General features: G+C 63.9%; 18 protein-coding genes and 1 tRNA gene. 11 read left to right on the top strand and 8 right to left on the bottom strand.

Annotation, left to right across the window (positions count from 1 at the left end; genetic code table 11):
* The first annotated feature begins 112 nt into the window (after nucleotides 1-112).
* Nucleotides 113-1000 carry a helix-turn-helix transcriptional regulator gene (locus ACSKT0_RS03225; RefSeq protein WP_437772478.1) on the top strand — a complete coding sequence of 296 codons (888 nt, stop codon included), beginning with the start codon at nucleotides 113-115 and terminating at the stop codon, nucleotides 998-1000.
* 443 nt (nucleotides 1001-1443) lie between these two features.
* Here ACSKT0_RS03225 and ACSKT0_RS03220 read toward each other — a convergent pair whose 3' ends face one another.
* Both ACSKT0_RS03220 and ACSKT0_RS03215 read right to left on the bottom strand, forming a co-directional pair.
* Entirely contained in the window at nucleotides 1444-1731 is a 288-nt protein-coding gene (locus ACSKT0_RS03220) for a YciI family protein (RefSeq protein ID WP_437772477.1), read from the bottom strand.
* Nucleotides 1732-1739: 8 nt separating this feature from the next.
* A complete protein-coding gene (locus ACSKT0_RS03215; protein ID WP_437772476.1) occupies nucleotides 1740-2204 on the bottom strand; it encodes an SRPBCC family protein in 465 nt (154 codons plus the stop codon).
* 206 nt (nucleotides 2205-2410) lie between these two features.
* Here ACSKT0_RS03215 and ACSKT0_RS03210 point away from each other — a divergent pair, with 206 nt between their 5' ends.
* Nucleotides 2411-3034, top strand: a complete 624-nt coding sequence (locus tag ACSKT0_RS03210) for a helix-turn-helix transcriptional regulator (RefSeq protein ID WP_437772475.1) — start codon at nucleotides 2411-2413, stop codon at nucleotides 3032-3034.
* A 65-nt stretch (nucleotides 3035-3099) separates the two neighbouring features.
* Here ACSKT0_RS03210 and ACSKT0_RS03205 read toward each other — a convergent pair whose 3' ends face one another.
* Nucleotides 3100-4080, bottom strand: a complete 981-nt coding sequence (locus ACSKT0_RS03205; protein ID WP_437772474.1) for a fibronectin type III domain-containing protein — start codon at nucleotides 4078-4080, stop codon at nucleotides 3100-3102.
* Nucleotides 4081-4911: 831 nt separating this feature from the next.
* On the opposite strand from ACSKT0_RS03205, the gene ACSKT0_RS03200 reads away from it, so the two are divergent.
* Entirely contained in the window at nucleotides 4912-5217 is a 306-nt protein-coding gene (locus tag ACSKT0_RS03200) for a hypothetical protein (RefSeq protein ID WP_437772473.1), read from the top strand.
* 43 nt (nucleotides 5218-5260) lie between these two features.
* Here ACSKT0_RS03200 and ACSKT0_RS03195 read toward each other — a convergent pair whose 3' ends face one another.
* Nucleotides 5261-6886 carry a phospholipase D family protein gene (locus ACSKT0_RS03195; protein ID WP_437772472.1) on the bottom strand — a complete coding sequence of 542 codons (1626 nt, stop codon included), beginning with the start codon at nucleotides 6884-6886 and terminating at the stop codon, nucleotides 5261-5263.
* 107 nt (nucleotides 6887-6993) lie between these two features.
* Here ACSKT0_RS03195 and ACSKT0_RS03190 point away from each other — a divergent pair, with 107 nt between their 5' ends.
* From ACSKT0_RS03190 to ACSKT0_RS03175, 4 genes are all read left to right on the top strand, one after another.
* Complete coding sequence (locus ACSKT0_RS03190; RefSeq protein ID WP_437772471.1) at nucleotides 6994-7851, top strand: phosphatase PAP2 family protein; 858 nt, start codon at nucleotides 6994-6996, stop codon at nucleotides 7849-7851.
* Between the two features lie 128 nt (nucleotides 7852-7979).
* A complete protein-coding gene (locus ACSKT0_RS03185) occupies nucleotides 7980-10040 on the top strand; it encodes a phosphocholine-specific phospholipase C (protein ID WP_437772470.1) in 2061 nt (686 codons plus the stop codon).
* A gap of 83 nt (nucleotides 10041-10123) precedes the next feature.
* Complete coding sequence (locus ACSKT0_RS03180) at nucleotides 10124-11326, top strand: alkaline phosphatase family protein (protein WP_437772469.1); 1203 nt, start codon at nucleotides 10124-10126, stop codon at nucleotides 11324-11326.
* Nucleotides 11327-11546: 220 nt separating this feature from the next.
* On the top strand, nucleotides 11547-12011 hold the full coding sequence (locus ACSKT0_RS03175; protein WP_437772468.1) for a peptidase: 465 nt from the start codon (nucleotides 11547-11549) through the stop codon (nucleotides 12009-12011).
* Here the strand turns inward: ACSKT0_RS03175 and ACSKT0_RS03170 are convergent.
* The 4 genes from ACSKT0_RS03170 to ACSKT0_RS03155 all read right to left on the bottom strand — a co-directional run bounded on the left by ACSKT0_RS03170 (nucleotide 11967) and on the right by ACSKT0_RS03155 (nucleotide 14341).
* Nucleotides 11967-12479 (bottom strand): N-acetyltransferase family protein, encoded by a 513-nt coding sequence (locus ACSKT0_RS03170; RefSeq protein WP_437772467.1) that lies wholly within the window; start codon nucleotides 12477-12479, stop codon nucleotides 11967-11969. The two genes, ACSKT0_RS03175 and ACSKT0_RS03170, sit on opposite strands and share 45 nt — an antisense overlap.
* 34 nt (nucleotides 12480-12513) lie before the next feature.
* The gene (locus ACSKT0_RS03165) at nucleotides 12514-13056 is read right to left on the bottom strand and encodes a GNAT family N-acetyltransferase (protein ID WP_437772466.1); all 543 of its coding nucleotides are present in this window, start codon (nucleotides 13054-13056) and stop codon (nucleotides 12514-12516) included.
* Nucleotides 13057-13257: 201 nt separating this feature from the next.
* Nucleotides 13258-13334: transfer RNA gene (locus ACSKT0_RS03160), tRNA-Thr, on the bottom strand.
* A gap of 128 nt (nucleotides 13335-13462) precedes the next feature.
* A complete protein-coding gene (locus tag ACSKT0_RS03155) occupies nucleotides 13463-14341 on the bottom strand; it encodes a DsbA family protein (RefSeq protein WP_437772465.1) in 879 nt (292 codons plus the stop codon).
* A 179-nt stretch (nucleotides 14342-14520) separates the two neighbouring features.
* Here ACSKT0_RS03155 and ACSKT0_RS03150 point away from each other — a divergent pair, with 179 nt between their 5' ends.
* The 4 genes from ACSKT0_RS03150 to ACSKT0_RS03135 all read left to right on the top strand — a co-directional run bounded on the left by ACSKT0_RS03150 (nucleotide 14521) and on the right by ACSKT0_RS03135 (nucleotide 19656).
* Nucleotides 14521-16011, top strand: a complete 1491-nt coding sequence (locus tag ACSKT0_RS03150) for an alpha,alpha-trehalose-phosphate synthase (UDP-forming) (protein ID WP_437772464.1) — start codon at nucleotides 14521-14523, stop codon at nucleotides 16009-16011.
* Entirely contained in the window at nucleotides 16001-16825 is an 825-nt protein-coding gene (gene otsB / locus ACSKT0_RS03145; RefSeq protein WP_437772463.1) for a trehalose-phosphatase, read from the top strand. Before ACSKT0_RS03150 ends, otsB begins: the two co-directional genes overlap by 11 nt.
* Nucleotides 16826-17019: 194 nt before the next feature.
* Nucleotides 17020-18102: an ABC transporter ATP-binding protein gene (locus ACSKT0_RS03140; protein WP_234751365.1), complete on the top strand. Its 1083-nt coding sequence runs from the start codon at nucleotides 17020-17022 to the stop codon at nucleotides 18100-18102.
* Nucleotides 18103-18246: 144 nt separating this feature from the next.
* Nucleotides 18247-19656 carry a DUF4032 domain-containing protein gene (locus tag ACSKT0_RS03135; protein ID WP_437772462.1) on the top strand — a complete coding sequence of 470 codons (1410 nt, stop codon included), beginning with the start codon at nucleotides 18247-18249 and terminating at the stop codon, nucleotides 19654-19656.

Below are 19656 nucleotides of genomic sequence, written 5' to 3'. Positions count from 1 at the left end.
TCCAACTAACAACTGTGGGCGGATACGGCACCCAGCCGTATCCGCCCACAGCGCTTGAACGGTGTAATGACAGGACCTCCCACCGGTCCTCTGCCGGAAGTAGCCTGAATCCATGGACAGTCGAAACGATGTGAGTGAGTTCCTGCGCTCCCGCCGGGCCAAAGTGACACCCGAACAAGTGAATCTCATTGTGGGGGCCAACCGGCGGGTGCCCGGGCTGCGGCGGGAAGAAGTCGCAACCTTGGCATCAGTCAGCGTGGACTACTACGCGCGGCTTGAACGCGGCAACCTCACAGGTGTCTCCGACGAAGTGCTCGAATCGATTGCCCATGCCCTCAGGCTGGACGAAGCCGAAACCGCCCACTTGTTCGATCTCGCCCGCGCCGCACAGCCGGGGCCGGGCCGCCGCCGTCGTCGGGCAGTGACGCCTGCGCAACAGATCCGCCCGAGCCTCCAGCGGTTTATGGACGCGATAACGGGCGCCCCGACGTGGGTACGGAACGAGCGCATGGACCTCATCACTGCGAACCCACTCGGCCGCGCCCTTTTCTCGCCCCTTTTAGCCGATCCCGTCCGGCCCGTGAACAACGCCCGGTTCGTGTTCCTCAACCCCGAGTCACGCAACTTTTACCTCGATTGGGAGCAGGGCGCGAACGACATCGTGGCCACCCTTCGCAGTCACGCCGGACGGCAGCCGCACAACAAGGGCTTGAGCGACCTGGTCGGCGAACTCGCCACTCGAAGCGAGGAATTCCGCACACGCTGGGCCGCCCACAACGTCCGCTTCCACCGAACCGGCACCAAGCGCATGCACCACCCGGTGGTCGGGGACCTCGAACTCAGCTACGAGGCAATGGAGCTGCCGGCCAACCCCGGGTGGACGATGTTCGCCTACACCGCGGAACCAGGGTCGGCGAGCGACGAACGCCTGAAACTGCTCGCGAGCTGGGCGGCCACCACTGCAAGCGAACTGGCTGCGCCGGCGTCGATCTCGGACTGAGTGTTCGAGCCGCGCGTAGTGAGGGTAGGACCGTCAATCCTAGGAAAAGCAGGGGGCGGCACAGCTGCTGACATAGTCTTCCGGAGCGCTTAGCGTCTTTAACAGGACCTTGAACGACGGCGGTTCCGCCTTGAGTATTCGGGTTTCTTCCAGCCGCTAACTGATCACAGTCCAGGGCTCCACGTTTTAGATGAGAAGAAGATGACTATGGATTTTTCGTTGATGATGGCTTGCGCAGTCATTGGCATCGTGAACAATGACAGCCGCAGTGCCTTGCCTGGGGCACCGGTTGTTCCGGCACGCCCGGCAAGGCGCCTGCGGCTGGCTCGGATCCGGGGTTGGCTCGCAACCGCACTACACCGGGCGGCGTGGAGAATCGAGCCTAAGGTGCCGCAGCCTGTTATGGAGCCTTGCCGGTGAAAGGCGCCGCAGTTGCCCGAATGTCAGGCGTGATCCTGCGGACTGAACATGACTGCGTTCCATTCCCGGATCTCGCTGGGTACTGCAAGTCCTTCCAAGACGAAAGGATCTCCCGCAATGAACTGCTCCGCCCTTTCCTTGCTGGTGAAGATGCCCATCGAACCGTTCACGGCAGGGTTGTTGAAAGTCCCGATGCCAATCAGGCCGCCTTCGGCAGCGAACGCCTGCATATATTCAACGTGCCTGGGGTAAACGGCCTGCAGCCCTGGAAGCGCCGAAGGATCCGAGCTGTAGAAGACGACGAATTGCATTGTTTTCCTTAGCTGTCGGATTCGGCGCTGTCGGATTCGGCCAGGGTCTGGCCGAGCCGCGGAAGAACATGGTTTCGCCATCCGCCGCTCATGATGCGGTGCGATGCCACGTGGGTCGGCTCGTCGGGATTGAAGCCGTCGTGGACAATCGACAGCCTGGTGCCGGTGTCCGCCACAGTGATTGACCATGTCACAGTGCTGTTGAGGCTGTTTCCAGAGTTCGCATCCCGCCAGGAAATACGCAGGAGCTTCTCCGTTTCCAGGTCAAGGACTTCGCTGGCCACCAAGCCGCTGAATCCGACTGCCGGAACGGGAATCCCGCGCATATGGAACTGGTGCCCCACGATCGCCTGGAAGTCGTTTTCCATCAACCAGCGGGCGATCAGCCCGGGTTCCGTCAGTGCCCGCCAAACCTTGGCAGGCGAATACGGCAGGAATTCTTCGACCTCGATGGTCGTAAGGTGTTCACTCATTTGGTGTCCTCAATCTCGTTCATGACCATCCTAAGTTCCGAGGGAGCCGTCGGCGGAGCGATCCGGCATCCCCGAGCTGCGTCGCAGCCCAGTTCGAGCAAAATCCAACTCTTGTTTAACGACAGTCAGCGATATATCGTTAACTATCGCAGAACACACTGCGAGCCTCAGGGCAACCCACACAAGATTGAAAGGACGATGCCGCTATGAAAGGCATTCACGACAACAGACACACGGATTGCGGTCCGGATATGGAACGCTTCGGACGCGGCCGGAGCCGTCGCGGGCCCCACGGACACGGCGGATTCGGGCCAGGCCGCGGGTTTGGGCCAGGCCGCGGTTTCGGGCCGGGGTTTGGCCCAGGCTTTGGTCCCGGCTTTGGCCCCGGCGGCCAGCGTCGGGCCAACAAGGGCGACGTTCGCTTCGCGATCCTCTCCTTGCTGGCCGAAGCACCATCCAATGGATACGGACTCATCAAGACAATCGCTGAGAAGACGTCCGGATCGTGGCGCCCAAGCCCGGGTTCCGTCTATCCGACGCTGCAGCAGCTCGTTGACGAAGAGCTCATTGCACCCGTCGGCGAAGGCCGGCGCACTGAGTTCACACTCACCGACGCCGGAAAGGCATACGTAACGGAGCACGCCGAGGAGCTGGAAAATGCGTGGAACATCGATCCAGAAGGATCAGGACCCGCGTTTCACCAGAGCGTGGCAAAGCTCATGGGGGTTATCCACCAATTCCGCTTCGCCGCAACCGACGAACAGCGCACAGCCGCCATGGAAAAGATCGACGAAACACGGCGAGCGCTGTACCACATCCTCGCTGACTAGAACCACCCTTCCGAGGCCGCGACGCGGAATCACCCACTCCGCTCGCGGCTTCCGGGCTGGCACGGCTAGCGTCGGGGGATGGAGGTGCCCCCTGTTGGCGTCCAGGTGATTCGGCCGCCTTGGAAGTCCTGGGCAGCACCACCGCAACAAACGGAGTACTCGTTGCTTGTGGGATAGCCGAGCTCGCCGTTCTCCCATCCTTGTGCCGCATAGGCGGAGCGGATGGCGCCCGCGTTCACGTGGGCGCCGGTCGCCGGCGACCAGTAGATCGCCCCGCCTTGAAACGACTGGTAGGCGCCGCCGTCGCGCAGCCCCTTTACCTCGTTGCCCGTGGGGTAGCCCAGCGGGCCGTTCTCCGAACCTTGAGCGACATACGCAGAGCGGATGGCGCCCGCGTTCACGTGGGCGCCTGTGGCCGGTGACCAGTAGATCGCCCCGCCCTGGAAGGACTGGTAGACGCCGCCGCCGCGAATCGGTCCGACTTCATCGGAGGTGGGGTATCCGAGGGGGCCGTTCTCCCATCCTTGAGCCGCGTAGGCGGATCGGATCGCACCCTGATTGAGGTGGGAGTAGGTCGTCGGCGACCAGTAGATCGTCCCCCTGCTGTAGTTGCGGTAGGCTCCACCGAAGCGCAAATTGTCTACCTCCCAGCCGGTGGGATCACCAAGAAATGCAGGGCCGCCGAGGGAAAAGTAGTAGATGTCGATAGGAGTCAGGTGGAGGGTGACCGAATTGCTGGGTGGCGACGGCTCTGACGTACCGGCACTGTTGGTGGCCGTGGCTGTGAAGCTGTACGTGTAACCATTGATCAGACCTCTGACCACGCACGAACCCGATGCCCCTGTGATGGTGCAGGTGGCACCGTCGGGGTTGGCTGTCACTGTGTATGAATCCACTGCCCCGCCGGAAGACGGCGCGGAAACGGAAACGCTGGCCGAAGAGACTCCGTCCACGGCTATGGGGGCACCGGGTGATCCCGGGGGCATGAGACCTGCACCCATCCCCATGATGCCGGTCGCCGCCATGGAAGCAATAGTCGTCGTCATGAATCCAAGACGCATCAAACGCCTCGTGAATTCCCGGGTCCTGATCAATATTGAAGTCACTTTAGACGCACCCATGTAGCGACGCCCGTGCCGCACCCCGAAGCCCGCCGACGGCAAGCCCATGGCGATCATAGGGCGCGGAAGCGAGCTCCCGCAACGAGTCTCCGCGTTGCTGTTCCAGCTGGGCTGCTGGTCTTACCCTCCGAGGCGGAGCTCCATGAAACGCTGAGCGTGGACGACGGCGGGGCCTCCCGCCGTCGTTCCCTGCGTTGAGCGGCGACGCCGCTCAGGAGTACCACTGCCACTCAGGCGGCTCCCAGCCCGAGGGAACCTGATGGTTGTCCTTCGTCCCGCATTTTGCACAGCTGTAGCTTGCCGACGGCGGCCGCAATCCGCTGCCATCGGCCGCATAGACAGCGGGAACATACTCATGGAAGGTCAACGGAAACCCAGGGCCGCACTGCCCGCAGGCTGGCACCCTTGGCAGCGCTGCGGGGATACAGGGACGATGGGCGGAAATTCGATGTCCAGCACGAGCAAGCGTCATGTTTCTCCCTCACGTCTTCATCGGTCGGGAATCGGCGCTGGCCACATCCCGAGTTCAAAGTTCATGCCCGGGCGCCCGCATCGTGCCTATGAACCCAATGGGGCAGCCAGCGGGTAGTGGGTCAAACCCTATGCCAGGATTCCCTGCAGGGCCATGGGCAAGCCCGAAGAGATGGTTCGCAATCAGTTAAGCCGCTAACAGAGGAAACTGTTGCCCGCGTCACATCCTCCGTTTAGTCTTTGTTCCGGGCCGCAGCGTCGCGGTTCCTGATCGGAAGAGGACTCATGACCGAAAAAATCCGGCTTCTCGTAAAAATGGACATCGATGGTGCCCAGGTCCGCATCACAGCCCATGGACGGCTAACCTCCCGGAGCCTCCACGCCCTTTACGTAGTCGCCAGGCGGGCCAACGCCCTTATGCCTGGCCTGGCCCTCGAAATCGACGTCAGCGGGGCCAACGTGGAACCGGCGGCCATGGAAGCGCTCCACCGCTGCTCGCAATCCCGCCGTCTTCCGGCCCTGATCGATCCCCAACAGTCAGATGTCAACATCTCCGTCCGGTCATCCGCAGACGCGGTGATGGCCGCCTGAATCCGGCGGCTTTGAACGCGGTGGGCGCTTCGACCCAGCTTGCCTAGAACTTGGTGGTGCCGCGCAGTCGCCGGGGACGGCCGTCCGGGTCCACGACGAAGCGGCTGAGCGGATCCGCCCACAGACGCTGGAGGGCCGAAACAGGTTCCGGGGTGTGGTGCCGCACGTTTCCGGTGGGGCGGTGCGAGCGGCGCCCGGTTTCGTGCCAGTTATCGAGGGCGTCGGCGCTGGTCTTCCACAGCTTTAGCCCAGCCGCCGGGTCGTGAATTCGGGGATCGTCCTGATCGAAGCCCAAGTGTTCGGCCCAGAGTTGGAGCCGGAGCCCGCGGGCCAGCGGCCGGGAAGCGGCGTGGCCGTTGTCGGTGCCGGGCGGCTCCCCGTTCTCGGCAGTGGTGTCGGCAGTGGTGTCGAATACAGCGCAGGTGAGCTCGCTGTCGGTGGTCCAGGACCGGCGGTTGAAATTGTCTGAGCCGCAGGTGAACCAGATGTCGTCGATAATGCAGATCTTGGCGTGGACGTAGATCGGAGTTCCGGAGCTGTTCTCCAGGTCGAACACGCCGACCCTGTCGGGTGCGACCTGGCGCAACATCTTGAGGGCGCGAAGTTGCCCGATCCGGCTTGCCGGCCCCGTAAGCGAGCCATCTGAGTCGGGGTAGCGGGGCACGACGACGATCACGTTAAGGTCAGGATTCCGCTCTAGTGCCTCTGCGATTCCGGCTGCGACCTCGGTCGACCACAAGTACTGGTCCTCTATGTAGATCAGCGAGCGGGCGCGGGCGAAGGCTTTCGCATAGCCTCGGGCAACGCTGCGTTCCCCTTCGGGCGCGAACGGGAACGGGGGACGTTTCACACCGTAGGTGCGCAGCAGCTGCACGGCATGGGGTCCGGCCGCGGGTGGCGGCGGTGCAGCGGCCGGGAGCGGTTCGGGGTGCCGGGGCATACGGGCCAGGCGTTGCAGCAGCATCCGGTAGGGGGTGCGTCGATCCAGTGGATGGGGGTCGTTCCATCGCTCAGCGAACACTGCCAGTACATCCGCGACCACGGGCCCCCGCAGTTCGAGCGCAGCATCGTGCCACGGCGGACGTTTCCCATACCGGGGATCCATGGTCACCGCTTGCGGGTCTCCCGCATGGTCGGCGTCGTCCCTTCGGCTGTGGGAAAGGTCGAGCCCGCCGATGAACGCAACATCCCGCGACGGATCGTCACGACGGCGGATGACGAACATTTTCTGGTGATGGGAACCGAACAGGCGGACACGCTGATCCAACAACACTTCTCCGCCGGCGTCGTTGATCTTGCGGCTCAGGAGCTCGTTGGATCGGCCGCTCATCGGGGCTGATACCCGCTCGCCGTGGGATCTCCAGACAAGGCCCCGCACTTCCACGCCCTGGCGAGCCAACCCTGCGAGCAGGTCCCCGATCGTCGGTCCGTCCGCCAGCAGCCGTTCGTCGGCGTCGCCACGCCAGTCGGTGAACCACACACGGTCTCCCGCCCGCAGAGCAGTCAGCTCCTCATGCAGTCGGGCAAAATAGCTCGCTCCATGAATCAGGGGCCGCACCAGGTTGCCCTCCGACCACGCCGAAGACCCGGCACCGCCCGCGTGCACCTTCGTGGCCAGATTCCCCCGCTCAGCGCGACTCAGGAACCACGTGCCAGCATCAGTGTCCACTCAGTGCTCCTTCCGGGGGCGGGGCCAATCCTCTGGGGTCCGGTCTTCAAACAGCCTAGAAGGTAACCTTACTGATCAAATCAATTCACGAGGTGAGGCGGAAGACAATGGGCGTTCATCCCCAAGGCACGTCGGACGACGACTCAGCCAAAGGCAAAGGCGAGCTTGCCGACGACCGGTTCGTCGGTGACGCCGACCTGGCCCGGTGGAAGTCGCCCGCTGGTAGGTGGCTCGCCTCCCGCGCACAACGCCTCAGTGCCCGTCTCGGCCCGTACGGTGCGCTCATCCTGATCCTCGCTGCTGGAGCCGCAGTGGCATCACTGCTCGCTTTCGCGACCGGCGGAGTGTACGAGGCCGTGACAGAAGCAGATGGCGTGTCCGCCCTGGACCACCCGGTCCTGGAGGCAGCGATGACCTTGCGCAGCCCCGCACTGGACGCCGCCGCCACGGCGTACACCGATCTGGGCGGAGGAATCGGGATGCCGATCCTGGCCGTGATTGCCACCGCCGTGCTGGTCCTGCGGCGCCGCTCGTGGACGCCGGCGATCCTCATTGTGACCGCTGCGGCCGGCTCCCTCCTCATGACCATTGCCGGCAAGCAACTCATCGGCCGTGCCCGGCCCCCGCTCAGCGACGCCGTGCCGCCCTACGAGTATTCCCCTTCGTTTCCCAGCGGGCATTCGCTGAATTCGTTCGTGATCGCCGGAATCGTCGCCTACCTGGTCATCCTGCGTTGCCGCTCCCGCCGGGCCCGCGCCTGGACAGTGACCACCGCGGCCCTCTTCGCCCTGACCATCGGCCTAAGCCGGGTGTTCCTGGGCCACCACTGGCTCACCGATGTCCTGGCGGCCTGGACGCTCGGCGCCGTCTGGCTGGTCCTGGTCATTACATCCCACCGCCTTTACCTCACCGCCCGAAAGACTGAAAAGCTCAACCACGCCCGGACCGAGACCCCAGGCAGATAAAAGCCGGCTCCGGCTTGCCCCCTCCCGTATGTTGCCCAAAGTTTGCTTTTCCTGCACTTAGCTTTTGCCCGGTGCTGGAAGAGTCCGGCGGGGGTTTTGTCAACAAAGCCAAGCACTGGGAGCAGCTCATGTCAGGTCTCAACCGTCGACGTTTTCTTCAACTATCAGGGGCCAGCGCGGCGAGTGCCGCAATCGCGGAAATGCTAGGCGAGAGCATCGCGCGCGCCGCGACCATTCCGGCCAACCGTGCCACCGGCTCGATCAAAGACGTCGAGCACGTAATCGTCTTCATGCAGGAGAACCGCGCCTTCGACCACTACTTCGGCACGCTCAAGGGCGTACGCGGGTTCGGTGACCCGCATCCGGCCATCCTCCCGAGCGGGAAGGACGCGTTCGCGCAGAACAACGGAACGCGGGACATCCTCCCCTACCACCCGACCGCGCCGAATCTCGGCATGCAGTTCATGGAAGACCTCGACCACTCGTGGAAGCTCACCCACGAGGCCTTCAACGTGGGCAAATACGACAAGTGGCTCCCCGCCAAGTCCGAGGCCACCATGGCGTTCTACGAGCGCGGCGACGTCCCGTTCCATTTCGCCCTCGCGGACGCGTTCACGATCTGCGACCAGTACCATTGCTCGTTGCTCGGCCCCACGGACCCCAACCGTTATTACATGTTCACGGGCTGGGACGGCAACGACTACAAGGCCGGCGGCCCCGACTTGTGGAACGCCGAGGTCGGCTACTCGTGGAGCTCGTATCCCGAGGAGCTTGAGAAGGCCGGCGTGAGCTGGAAGGTGTACCAGGACGTCGGCGACGGCCTCACGGCCGCGGGCTACTGGGGCTGGACGGGCGACGCGCACATCGGCAACTACGGGGACAACTCGCTCCTGTACCTCACGCAGTACCAGAACTCGAAGCCCGGCAGCCCGCTCTACGAGAAAGCGCTGACAGGCACGAACGCGAAAGCGGGCGACGACCTGTTCCGGATCTTCCGCGAGGACGTCGCGAGCGGGAAGCTCCCGGAGGTCTCCTACGTCGTGGCCCCCGAGGCGTACACCGAGCACTCGAACTGGCCCTCGAACTTCGGCGCCTGGTACACGGCGAACATCCTCAACATCCTCACGTCCAACCCGGACCTCTGGAGCAAGACAGCCGTGTTCTTCATGTACGACGAGAACGACGGCTTCTTCGACCACGTCGTCCCGCCGCACCCCAACACCCCGCAGATCCCCGGCGCATCCACGGTCTCGACCGAGGGCGAGTGGTACGACGGCCGGATGACGTTCTCCGGCATCGCCGACGTCCCGGGCCACTACGGTCTCGGAGTGCGCGTGCCGATGCTCGTCGCCTCGCCCTGGAGCATGGGCGGGTGGGTCTGCTCGGAGACGTTCGACCACACGTCGATCGTGCGGTTCCTCGAGTCACGCTTCGGTGTTAAGTCCCCCAATATTTCGCCGTGGCGCCGCGCGGTGTGCGGCGACCTCACGAGCGCGTTCGACTTCTCGGCGAACGCGGGCGCGGCGCCGGCCCTGCCCGACACCTCGGCGTTCAAGGCCGCGGACCACAATCGGCATCCGAGCTACGTGCCGACGCCTCCCGCAGTCAACTCAATGCCGGCCCAGGAGAAGGGCACGCGACCGTCGCGACCGCTCGGGTACGCGCTCGACGTCGCGGTCTCGGTGGCCGGCGGCAAGCTCTCCGCCCACTGGTTGAACGCCGGGAAGCTCGGCGCACACGTGCAGGTCCGCTCGAATCTCCTTCCGGCGGGACCGTACTCGTACACGATCGGCGCGGGTGCATCACTCGACGCGTCGTGGGCGCTTGGCGCCGAGTACGACGTGCAGATGCACGGCCCGGCGGGCTGGTACCGCCGCTTCGCGGGCACGACGGCGGCCGCGGACATCCGCGCGACCGTCACCCGCGACGGCGTGTCCGGCCACGCGCAGTTCCGGATCGAGAACGCTGGCCCGGCCGCTGCCGCGCTCACGATCACAGACGCGTACGGCGCCGGGTCGCAGGCCCTCGCGCTCAACCCGGGCCAGGCCAAGACCGTGGTGATCCCCACGCAAGGCGGCTGGTACGACCTCAAGATCACCGCCGCGGCGGATCCGAAGCTCGTGCGAGTCCTCGCAGGGCGCCTCGACGACGGCAGGGCTCTCACGTCCGACCCCCAATTGGGCCGCTGACGGGCAGTCGCCCGCCGTCGCCCGCTGTTCTTCACCCCGAATAGAAGCGCTCCGACAGGGGCGCAACCCGAAAGGACAATTCAATGCTCAATGTGTTGAAAAGCCGCAAGTCCGGAGCCCTGGCAGCCATTGCGGCCACCATCGCGCTCACAGGCACCGCAGTGGTCGGCTCGGTTGGCCCCGCCACGGCACTGGCCGCGTCCGGCTCCGTCGCCCAAGCGAGCGGACAAGGGGCCAACGGTCCCGACCATGTCTTCGTCATCATGATGGAGAACCACGGCTACGACCAGATCATCGGCAACACCGCCGACGCGCCCTACATCAATACCCTCGCGCAGCGCTACAACACTGCGGCGAACTACCACGGCGTCACGCACCCGAGCCTGCCCAACTACCTCTCAGCCATCTCGGGCAGCTTCCAAGGAATCTGGGACGACTGCAAAGCGGGAGCGAATGTCACGTGCGCCCCTGAAGAGTTCGTCCCCGGCTCCAGCGACACTGGAGTCACCGGGCAACTCACGCCAGAACAGGCGGCCAGCGCCGCCGCGACTCCGCATATGTTCTCCGGCCAGACCATCGTCGACCAGCTCGAAAACAAGGGACTGAGCTGGAAGGCATACATGGAGAACCTCCCTAGCACCGGCTCCCAGGTCGAATACGCACCCACAATCGGCTCCACCACGGTCAAGTTGTACGCCCAGAAGCACAACCCGTTCATGTACTTCTCGGACATCAACTACCCGGGCAGCCCGCGCCTGCAGAACATCGTGCCGCTTGAGAACAACCTAAAAACCGACCTCGCGAGCGGCAACGTGCCCAACTTTGTCTGGATCAGTCCCAACCAGTGCCACGACATGCACGGGATCTCCCCCTCCGGAGCAGCCCTCATCGGACTGCCCCAATGCGGTTACCCGGACTCCGGCCTCGACCACCGCGCGATCCAGCTCGGCGACGCCTACCTCAAGCAGACCGTCCAGCAGATCATGGATTCTCAGACGTGGAAGACGACTAAGTCAAGCATCGTCCTGGCCTGGGACGAGAACGACTACTCGGGCTCCACGGGCGGCCCGGGCAGCCCGGTCGGACAGAACGGCGCGGTCCTGGGCGGCGGCCACGCACCAATGATCGTGATCAACTCGGCTGCAGGCCCGCACAAGACCTCGAACCAGCTCTCCGACCACTACACCCTGCTCTCCACCATCCAACACATGTGGCACCTCGGCTGCCTGGCGAACACCTGCTCGCCCACTACATCGGGCACGTTCGAGGAACTCTTCCGCCCCTGACCCGTCATAGCGTTCAAGAGCTGACGGCCTGCCCGCACATCCCGTGCGGGCAGGCCGTCCGGCTATCACGCGAGGCGCTGTATCGCGAAGGCGAGCCGAACTGCGATTTAGCGCGCAAGTAGGAATGTGAAAGAATCTGCATATAGATGCATATAAGCAAGCGCCCGGCTCACTCGAGGCCAAGGCCGGACCGCACACCTCCATAGATCGGAAACAGCCCATGAAGACCGCGACAACGGGACAAGGCATGCTCGCCCGGATTCCCGGCCACGGCAGCTTTTTCGTGAGTGGGACCGCCGTCGACATGATTGAAGTTTTCGGTGGGCTGCTGCATTGCTACCAAGGCAACGGCGGCTGCCGAAAGCAAGGGCTCTACTTCTCGCGGACCGAGCCGAAAAAGCCCCTTCAATGCGTCTTGTACGCTGCCGGCCGCGAAGGAACCCGCGCCGGAGCGGACTTACCGGGCGACGCGACGATCACGGTCAGCGTCAGCCATGACCTGGCCCCCAAGCTTGACGGGGCCGTTCTGGACTTCGGAACCTTCAACAAAATGGAACGCTTCGTATGGCTGAAATTGCCGTCCGTCAAAGGCCCATCCTGCACCTGCCTACGATCAATCGGGGCCCCGGCAGGAAAACGATCACCGTGCCTCGATGATCGAGGCCTTGGACTCAGTGACCTCTGACGGGTCCCACCCTCCTCGGGACGCCGCGAAGAGAATGAGCTCGGCCCGGCCGTCGTCGGCGGTCACTCCGCGAATCTCCGGGAATCGTGCAACCAGGCGGAAGCCGAGCGCATCGTGCATTCTGATGGATGCCGTGTTGTGTTCGTTTGCGAAGTAGTGGGCGATGGACGCCCGGGACCAGATCCATTCCAACCTCGCCACGGTGAGGGCAGAACCGACCCCTCGCCGTCGAAACCCCGGGGCGACCACCACTCCCCCGAGATAGTGGCCGGCGGGCGAGCCGCCGTCGGGATTCGGATGGAAATGGGTCTTGGCTACGCCGATGACCTTGCCGTGTGTAACGGCCACCAAAACGACTCGGTCGCTCCTTGGGAGGACCATCTCGCTGGTCCAGCGTCTCCGCTCGCTGGCGTCACAGAGCGAATTCACCTGCGCCAGGTCGTCGAGGGTGCATTCGCGAATCTGCATGGCGATAGCGTACTGGGCGAGCCCGTGGACGGTTCTAGTCGTGAAGGACCACTTGGTAGAGATTGTGGTCTTGCCATTTTCCGGCAATCTGCAGGTATCGCGGCGCCATGCCAATCTGCTGGAACCCGGCCTTGAGCAGCACGCGCTGCGAGGCAGCGTTGTGGAGAAGAGTGCTCGCCTCAATGCGGTGCAGGCCGAGTTCGTCGCGCGCCATTTCGACTATCGCCTGGACTGCCGCCGACGCTAGTCCGCGGCCTGCATATGTGCTATCCACCCAGTAGCCCAGGCCCGTGCTCTGGAAGGGACCGCGTACGATTCCGGCCAGGTTGAATCGGCCGACGACTCGATCGCCGTCGAACAGTCCGAGCGGGTGCGCTCCCCCTGCCTCATGCGCAGCGAGGCGGCTGGCAATGTCCGCTGACTGCCAGTCTGCGGTGTAATACTCCTCGGGCCGTACTGGCTCCCAGGGTGAAAGGTAGGCACGGTTGCGCACATATGCGGCGGCGAGCGCAGCCGCATCACCTACGCGCAGTACGCGCATGCTGATGCTTTCACTAAGTTGGCGCGGTTCAATCATCGGTCAACATTAGAGCCAAATACCTCTCTCGGACCAAAGTCCCGACCCTGCGTGATCCCGCCACCTGAGCGGACACCCCCAAGCCCGACCTTAACGGAATCGGGTGGCCGGACGAATATCACCGGGGTGCCCTCCACCTGCGGTGATCAGCCCGGAATGGCCGTCCTCCGCTAGACCGAGTCGGCCTACATCATCTGGATCTGGAGCCCCCTGTCGGATTCGAACCGACGACCCCCGCTTTACAAGAGCGGTGCTCTGGCCAACTGAGCTAAGGAGGCGCGCCCCGGCAGGCCGGAGCTGGTTGCCCCGGCAAGCCGGGGCTGGTGCGCGCAAGCGCTAGATAAGGGTAGCCCAAGACCTCCCGCCCACGGAAATTCCAGCGGGCAGGAGGCCTAGGCCTCGATAACTACTTCTTTGCTGCGACAGCTGCATTCAGGACGGTCATGAAGTCCGCCTTGTTGTCCCATTGCTGGCCGTCGATGAAGACCGTGGGCGTGCCGGAGATCCCGATATTCTTGGCCTCCTGGGTGACCACCTTGACGAACGGCCGGTACGTCTTGTTGTCGATGCAGGAGTCGATGTTGGCCGATCCGGCTTGGGTGGCCAACTTCTTGAGGTCGTTGTCCGAAATGCCCGCACTGCCCTCGGCGGGCTGCTGGGCGTACAGCAGGTCCACGAGTGCCGAGTACTTGTCAGGTGACGTGTTCGCCACACATGCTGCGGCGTTGGCGGCGCGCGAGGAGTAGTTGGTGCTGGAGCTGGCGTCCAGGAAACCGAACGGACGGTACTCCAGAGTGATCTTGCCGTCGTTGCGCAGCTGGGTCAGCTGCTGGCTGTACGTGGTCTCGAAGTTCTTGCAGATGGGGCAGATGAAGTCGATGTAGGCCACAACCTTGACCGGTTTGCCAGCTTCAGCCTCGGCGCCGGGAGCGGTCACGGTGGCGGGCGCGGTGGCCGGGGCCGACGGAAGCGACGCGAGGCTAACGGTGCCGGCGGCCACCTTCGTCACATCGGTGCCCTTCAGCAGCGTCACGCCGCCGTGAACGTTGGCGTTGGCCGGCGTCGGGCCCTGATCGGCGATCGGGGCATTGTTCGCAATGTTCTGGGTGACCACGAGGGCAATGACCGCGAGGATCGCCACGACGGCGACCACAATGCCCCATCCGATGAGCAACTTGTTGCGCTTGTCCTTCTTCAGCTGAGCTTCGCGGATCTCGCGGGCCTTTTCGCGGGCCTGGGCGGTGCGCTCTGCCTTGGACAGGCGTGGTTCGTTTGCGGGGCTCATCAGTTCCTCGTGATTGATCGACGGCGTTGGTTGTAGCAATGGCAACGGGGCCAGTTTACGGGAGAAGACCGGCAGCTTTGCTGGGGTCTTCGACTCCAGTCTGAGGAACGAGCAAGTGTCGTTGATGATTCCCGCCGGTAGGGTGGGAGATGAGTCACAAGCAACCCCAGGGGGCAGCAATGCAAGAAACGGCAAGCGAAAAAATCGACAGCGCACCCGAAGGCAAACAGGCTCCACCGACCCGGAAACACGATTTCATGGTGGTCTCCAACCGTCTTCCCGTGGACCGCTACCCCAGCGATGAGGGGGAAAACAGCGAAGAAGGTTGGCGCCGCTCCCCCGGCGGGCTAGTGACTGCCCTCGCGCCGATGATGACCAAGACCGACGGCGCGTGGGTGGGCTGGCACGGCGCCCCGGACGAAGCGTTGGAACCCTTCAGCCACGGCGGCATGGACCTGATTCCCGTGGACCTCAGCACGGACGATGTTGAGCTCTATTACGAAGGCTTCTCCAACGCCACCCTCTGGCCGCTCTACCACGACGTCATTGCCCCGCCGGAGTTCCACCGAACATGGTGGGACAGCTACCGCCGGGTCAACCGGCGGTTCGCCGACGCTGTCATCCAGCACGCGGACCAAGGAGCCACTGTGTGGGTACAGGACTACCAGCTCCAGCTCGTGCCAAGTATGCTCCGCCAGGCGCGCCCGGACCTGCGCATCGGCTTCTTCAACCACATCCCGTTCCCGCCTCCGGAGATCTTCGCCCAATTACCGTGGCGCCAGGCCATCATCGAAGGCCTGCTCGGCGCTGACCTGGTGGGTTTCCAGCGTCCTAGTGACGCGGCAAACTTCATGCGCTCGGCACGCCGCTTCATTGGCGCAAGCGTCAAACAGCAACAGATCCACGTCAAAGGAACCGATGGCCGGATCACACATATTGCCCGCGCACAGGCCTTCCCGATCTCCATCGCCGTGGATCAGATCAGCGAACTCGCTGAGCGCCCGGACATCATCGATCGTGCCCGGCAGATCCGCCAGGACCTCGGCAACCCCAAAACCATCCTCCTGGGCGTGGACCGCCTCGACTACACCAAGGGCATCCCCCATCGTTTGAAGGCCTTTGAGGAACTCCTCAAGGAAGGACGGCTCACCGTGGAGGACGCCACACTGATCCAGGTGGCGAGCCCCAGCCGCGAGCGCGTGCGGCAGTACAGACTCCTGCGTGAAGAAATTGAAGGCACCGTGGGCCACATCAACGGCAGCTACGACACGATGCAGAACACCGCCGTTCGCTACCTCCACCACAGCTACCCGATCGAGGAGATGGTGGCCCTGTACCTCGCAGCCGACGTCATGCTGGTGACGGCTTTGCGCGACGGCATGAACCTCGTCGCGAAGGAATATGTCACAGCCCGTACCAGCAACACGGGTGCGCTGGTCCTCAGTGAATTCACGGGCGCGGCCGATCAACTCAAGCAAGCACTCCTCATGAATCCGCACGACATCGACGGGCTGAAGAACACCATCATGAGGGCCGTGCACCTGCCCCCGAACGAATCCCGCCGCCGGATGAAGTCCATGCGGAAACAAATCCTCGACCACGACGTCGATCATTGGTCGGCCGAATTCCTTTCGGCCTTAGCAGAAACCGTGGTGCGCGATGACTCCTGAGACAGCAGCTACTCCCCCGCTGAGCCTGACGCCCGAACTGCTCGACGCCGTCCGCAGGATCGCCCGGACCGATCAGCTCTTGGTGGCCATGGACTTTGACGGCACCATTTCCCCGATCGTCGACCACGCCGACGCCGCGCGTCCGCTCAAGCGCTCAGCCGCCGCTTTCGCTGAACTCGCCAAACTACCGAGGACGACGACGGCGCTCATCTCCGGTCGGGCACTGGCCAGCCTGCGGGCGGTCGCCTCCCCTCCCGAGGCAACGCTGCTGATTGGCAGCCATGGCGCCGAGGCCTGGATGGGCCCCGGTTCGGCGGAACTCCAACTGGACGACGCCCAAAGGGATCTCCTTGCCGAAGTCCGCGAGGTCCTGGCCGGAATCTCGCAGGAAGCTCCGGGGACCGTCCTCGAAGACAAGCCTGCCGGCGTCGTACTTCACACCCGGCGAGCCGACGATGATGTGGCGGAGGACGCTGTCGCCGCTGCCCGAGCGGTCCTTGAAGATCGCCCGGGAGTCTTCCTCAAAAACGGCAAACGGGTCCTCGAGACCTCGGTGGTGCACTCCTCCAAAGGCGAGGCCGTCGAGTTCCTGCGCCAGGCCACCTCCGCCACCGGGATCCTTTTCGCCGGCGACGACGTGACCGACGAGGACGCAATCGCCAGGCTTGGCGCCGGCGACGTCGGGGTCAAGGTCGGGCTGGATTTCACCCAGGCCGAGTTCCGCGTCGAGGCCCCTGTCCACGTCGCCGAACTCCTGGAAGCGGTCCTTCGCGAACGTCGCCGCGAAGTCTCGGGAGACTCATCTCACATGTGACATTCGTAACATTTAGGCGAATACCCCGAGCTACTGCCATACTCTAGGTTGTGATGTGGCGCACAACTACCGTGCGGCGTCACTCAGTCTCCCTTGCCCGGGCCTAGCCCAGGGCGGGGAGCCCAACTGAATAAACATGAACCATTCACAACGGATCGTCCGGCACGTACCTGCCGGTGAAGGGATTGATAACTGTGGCAACAGTTACTTTTGATAACGCTACGCGTCTGTACCCGGGCACAGATAAGCCCGCCGTCGATAAGCTCAACATCGACATCGCCGATGGCGAATTCCTGGTCCTTGTTGGACCTTCCGGTTGCGGTAAGTCCACCTCCCTGCGCATGCTCGCAGGCCTCGAGGATGTAAACTCCGGCCGCATTCTGATCGGTGACCGCGACGTCACAGACGTCCCGCCGAAGGACCGCGACATCGCAATGGTCTTCCAGAACTACGCTCTGTACCCGCACATGACGGTTGCGGACAACATGGGCTTCGCACTGAAGATCGCCGGCGTCTCCAAGGAGGAGCGCGCGGAGCGTGTCCGCGAAGCAGCCAAGCTTCTTGACCTCGAGCTTTACCTGGACCGCAAGCCGAAGGCACTCTCCGGTGGCCAGCGTCAGCGCGTTGCCATGGGCCGCGCAATCGTCCGTAACCCTCAGGTCTTCCTCATGGATGAGCCCCTTTCCAACCTGGACGCGAAGCTCCGTGTCCAGACCCGTACGCAGATCGCATCCCTGACCCGCCGCCTCGGTGTTACCACGGTCTACGTGACCCACGACCAGGTCGAGGCCATGACCATGGGTGACCGCGTTGCCGTTCTCAAGGACGGCCTGCTGCAGCAGGTAGATACCCCGCGCAACCTGTACGACCGCCCGAAGAACGTCTTCGTTGCCGGCTTCATCGGCTCGCCTGCCATGAACTTGCTCGAGCTGCCCGTCGTCGACGGCGGCGTCCAGTTCGGTGGCACCGTTTACCCGGTACCGCACGATGTCCTCGAAGAGGCACACGGCAAGACCGTCACGCTCGGTTCCCGTCCGGAAGACCTCGAGACCGTTGGTGCCGGCGAAGGCCTCGAAGTTGAGGTTGACGTCGTCGAGGAGCTCGGCGCCGACGCCTACGTCTACGGCCACACCACGCTTGACGGCAAGAGCCACGACATCGTGGCCCGCGTCGACGGCCGCCGCCCCCCGATGAAGGGCGAGTCCATCTTCGTTCGTCCGCAGTCGGGCCACGTGCACTTGTTCGACACCAAGTCGGGCCTGCGCCTGGGCGACTAGTCCCCACCAGTCCCCTAACCTCGCTCCGCTTCGGCCAGGGAACCCTGCCAGCGTGGGCCCTAATATCGAAGCGACGGCGGCCCTTCCGAGTGGACGGGCCGCCGTCGTCGTTAACAGCAGCCTCCATACGGAAGAATTGACTCCATGACCGAGCAAAGCGGTGCCAAGTGGCATGACGAACCCACCGACTACGCGCAGATCGGCAAACTCCCGCGCACCGAGGCTGCCAGCGCCAATGACATTGCTCCGCCGGCGGGTGTGATCGGATCCCTCAACATCACCGCCGCTGCAGCGGATCCCGAGCTACTGGACCTGCCCTGGCACATCGCACTCGAAGACTGGCCAGCAGCGAACCTGGCCGCCCTGCCGCGCGGTATTTCCCGGCACATCGTCCGTTTCGCGCACTTGGCCGGCTCCGTCATCGCCATCAAGGAAACGTCCGAGCACGTTGCCCGGCACGAATACCACATGCTCCGGAAGCTGGCACGAATGGATGTGCCTTGTGTCGAGCCGGTCGCGGTCATCACCGGCCGCACCACTGTTGACGGCAGGCCCCTGAACCCCGTGCTGGTCACCCGGCACCTCAAGTTCTCCATGCCGTACCGGGCGCTCTTCTCCCAGATGCTGCGCCGTGACACCCTCACAAGGCTTATCGACGCCCAGGCGCTGCTGCTGGTGCGCCTGCACCTGATCGGTTTCTATTGGGGCGACGTTTCCTTGTCCAACACCTTGTTCCGCCGCGACGCCGGCGCGTTCGCCGCGTACCTCGTGGATGCCGAGACGGGCGAGCTGTACCCCGATCTGTCGGTGGGCCAGCGTGAGTACGATCTGGAGATCGCCCGCGTCAACATCGCCGGGGAACTCATGGACTTGCTCGAAGGCGGCCTGATCGAGGAGAAGGTGGACCCGGTGGCAACGTCGGAGCTCATCATGGACTCGTACCGCCGGCTTTGGGCCGAACTCACCGAAAAGGAATCGTTCGAGCTCGGTGAACGCTGGCGCGTCGGAGCGCGCATCCGCCGCCTCAACGAACTCGGCTTCGACGTCGAGGAATACGCCATCAAGACCACGGCGGACGGCTCCACCATCCAGCTTCAGCCCAAGGTCGTCGACGCCGGCCACCACCAGCGGCGGTTGCTCCGCCTCACTGGCCTGGACGCCCAGGAGAACCAGGCCCGCCGGCTGCTCAATGACATGGATTCATTCCGGGCGGACAACAACCCGGACATGGACGAAGAAATCAGTGCCCATACCTGGGTCAGCCAGATCTTCGAGCCCATCGTCCGGTCCATCCCGCGCGACCTCGCAGGCAAGCTTGAGCCGGCGGAAGTGGTCCACGAAGTCCTCGAACACCGCTGGTACATGAGCCAGAAGCAGGACAGCCACATCCCGCTGGCTGAAGCCGTGCAGTCCTACTTGGACACCATCCTGCGCCACCGGCGCGACGAGGCTGCAATCATGCTCAATCCGGACACGGCGATGCTCAAGATCCTTGAAGCTGAAACCGAGGAATCCCGGTACGACGAGGACGAATACCCGGATTCCGACGACTAG

Source organism: Arthrobacter sp. KNU40, assembly GCF_051515115.1.
GTDB lineage: Bacteria > Actinomycetota > Actinomycetes > Actinomycetales > Micrococcaceae > Arthrobacter.
Note: the sequence above shows the minus strand (reverse complement) of the source record. Positions and strands in the feature narration are given on the sequence as shown.

Excerpts from the sequence above, each read along its gene's own strand:
- ACSKT0_RS03190 (WP_437772471.1), top strand. The coding sequence starts at position 6,994 with ATGGGCGTTCATCCCCAAGGCACGTCGGACGACGACTCAGCCAAAGGC.
- ACSKT0_RS03175 (WP_437772468.1), top strand. The coding sequence starts at position 11,547 with ATGAAGACCGCGACAACGGGACAAGGCATGCTCGCCCGGATTCCCGGC.
- ACSKT0_RS03220 (WP_437772477.1), bottom strand. The coding sequence starts at position 1,731 with ATGCAATTCGTCGTCTTCTACAGCTCGGATCCTTCGGCGCTTCCAGGG.
- ACSKT0_RS03150 (WP_437772464.1), top strand. The coding sequence starts at position 14,521 with ATGCAAGAAACGGCAAGCGAAAAAATCGACAGCGCACCCGAAGGCAAA.
- ACSKT0_RS03200 (WP_437772473.1), top strand. The coding sequence starts at position 4,912 with ATGACCGAAAAAATCCGGCTTCTCGTAAAAATGGACATCGATGGTGCC.
- ACSKT0_RS03185 (WP_437772470.1), top strand. The coding sequence starts at position 7,980 with ATGTCAGGTCTCAACCGTCGACGTTTTCTTCAACTATCAGGGGCCAGC.
- ACSKT0_RS03155 (WP_437772465.1), bottom strand. The coding sequence starts at position 14,341 with ATGAGCCCCGCAAACGAACCACGCCTGTCCAAGGCAGAGCGCACCGCC.
- ACSKT0_RS03210 (WP_437772475.1), top strand. The coding sequence starts at position 2,411 with ATGAAAGGCATTCACGACAACAGACACACGGATTGCGGTCCGGATATG.
- ACSKT0_RS03165 (WP_437772466.1), bottom strand. The coding sequence starts at position 13,056 with ATGATTGAACCGCGCCAACTTAGTGAAAGCATCAGCATGCGCGTACTG.
- ACSKT0_RS03135 (WP_437772462.1), top strand. The coding sequence starts at position 18,247 with ATGACCGAGCAAAGCGGTGCCAAGTGGCATGACGAACCCACCGACTAC.
- ACSKT0_RS03205 (WP_437772474.1), bottom strand. The coding sequence starts at position 4,080 with ATGACGACGACTATTGCTTCCATGGCGGCGACCGGCATCATGGGGATG.
- ACSKT0_RS03215 (WP_437772476.1), bottom strand. The coding sequence starts at position 2,204 with ATGAGTGAACACCTTACGACCATCGAGGTCGAAGAATTCCTGCCGTAT.
- otsB (WP_437772463.1), top strand. The coding sequence starts at position 16,001 with ATGACTCCTGAGACAGCAGCTACTCCCCCGCTGAGCCTGACGCCCGAA.
- ACSKT0_RS03170 (WP_437772467.1), bottom strand. The coding sequence starts at position 12,479 with ATGCAGATTCGCGAATGCACCCTCGACGACCTGGCGCAGGTGAATTCG.
- ACSKT0_RS03225 (WP_437772478.1), top strand. The coding sequence starts at position 113 with ATGGACAGTCGAAACGATGTGAGTGAGTTCCTGCGCTCCCGCCGGGCC.
- ACSKT0_RS03180 (WP_437772469.1), top strand. The coding sequence starts at position 10,124 with ATGCTCAATGTGTTGAAAAGCCGCAAGTCCGGAGCCCTGGCAGCCATT.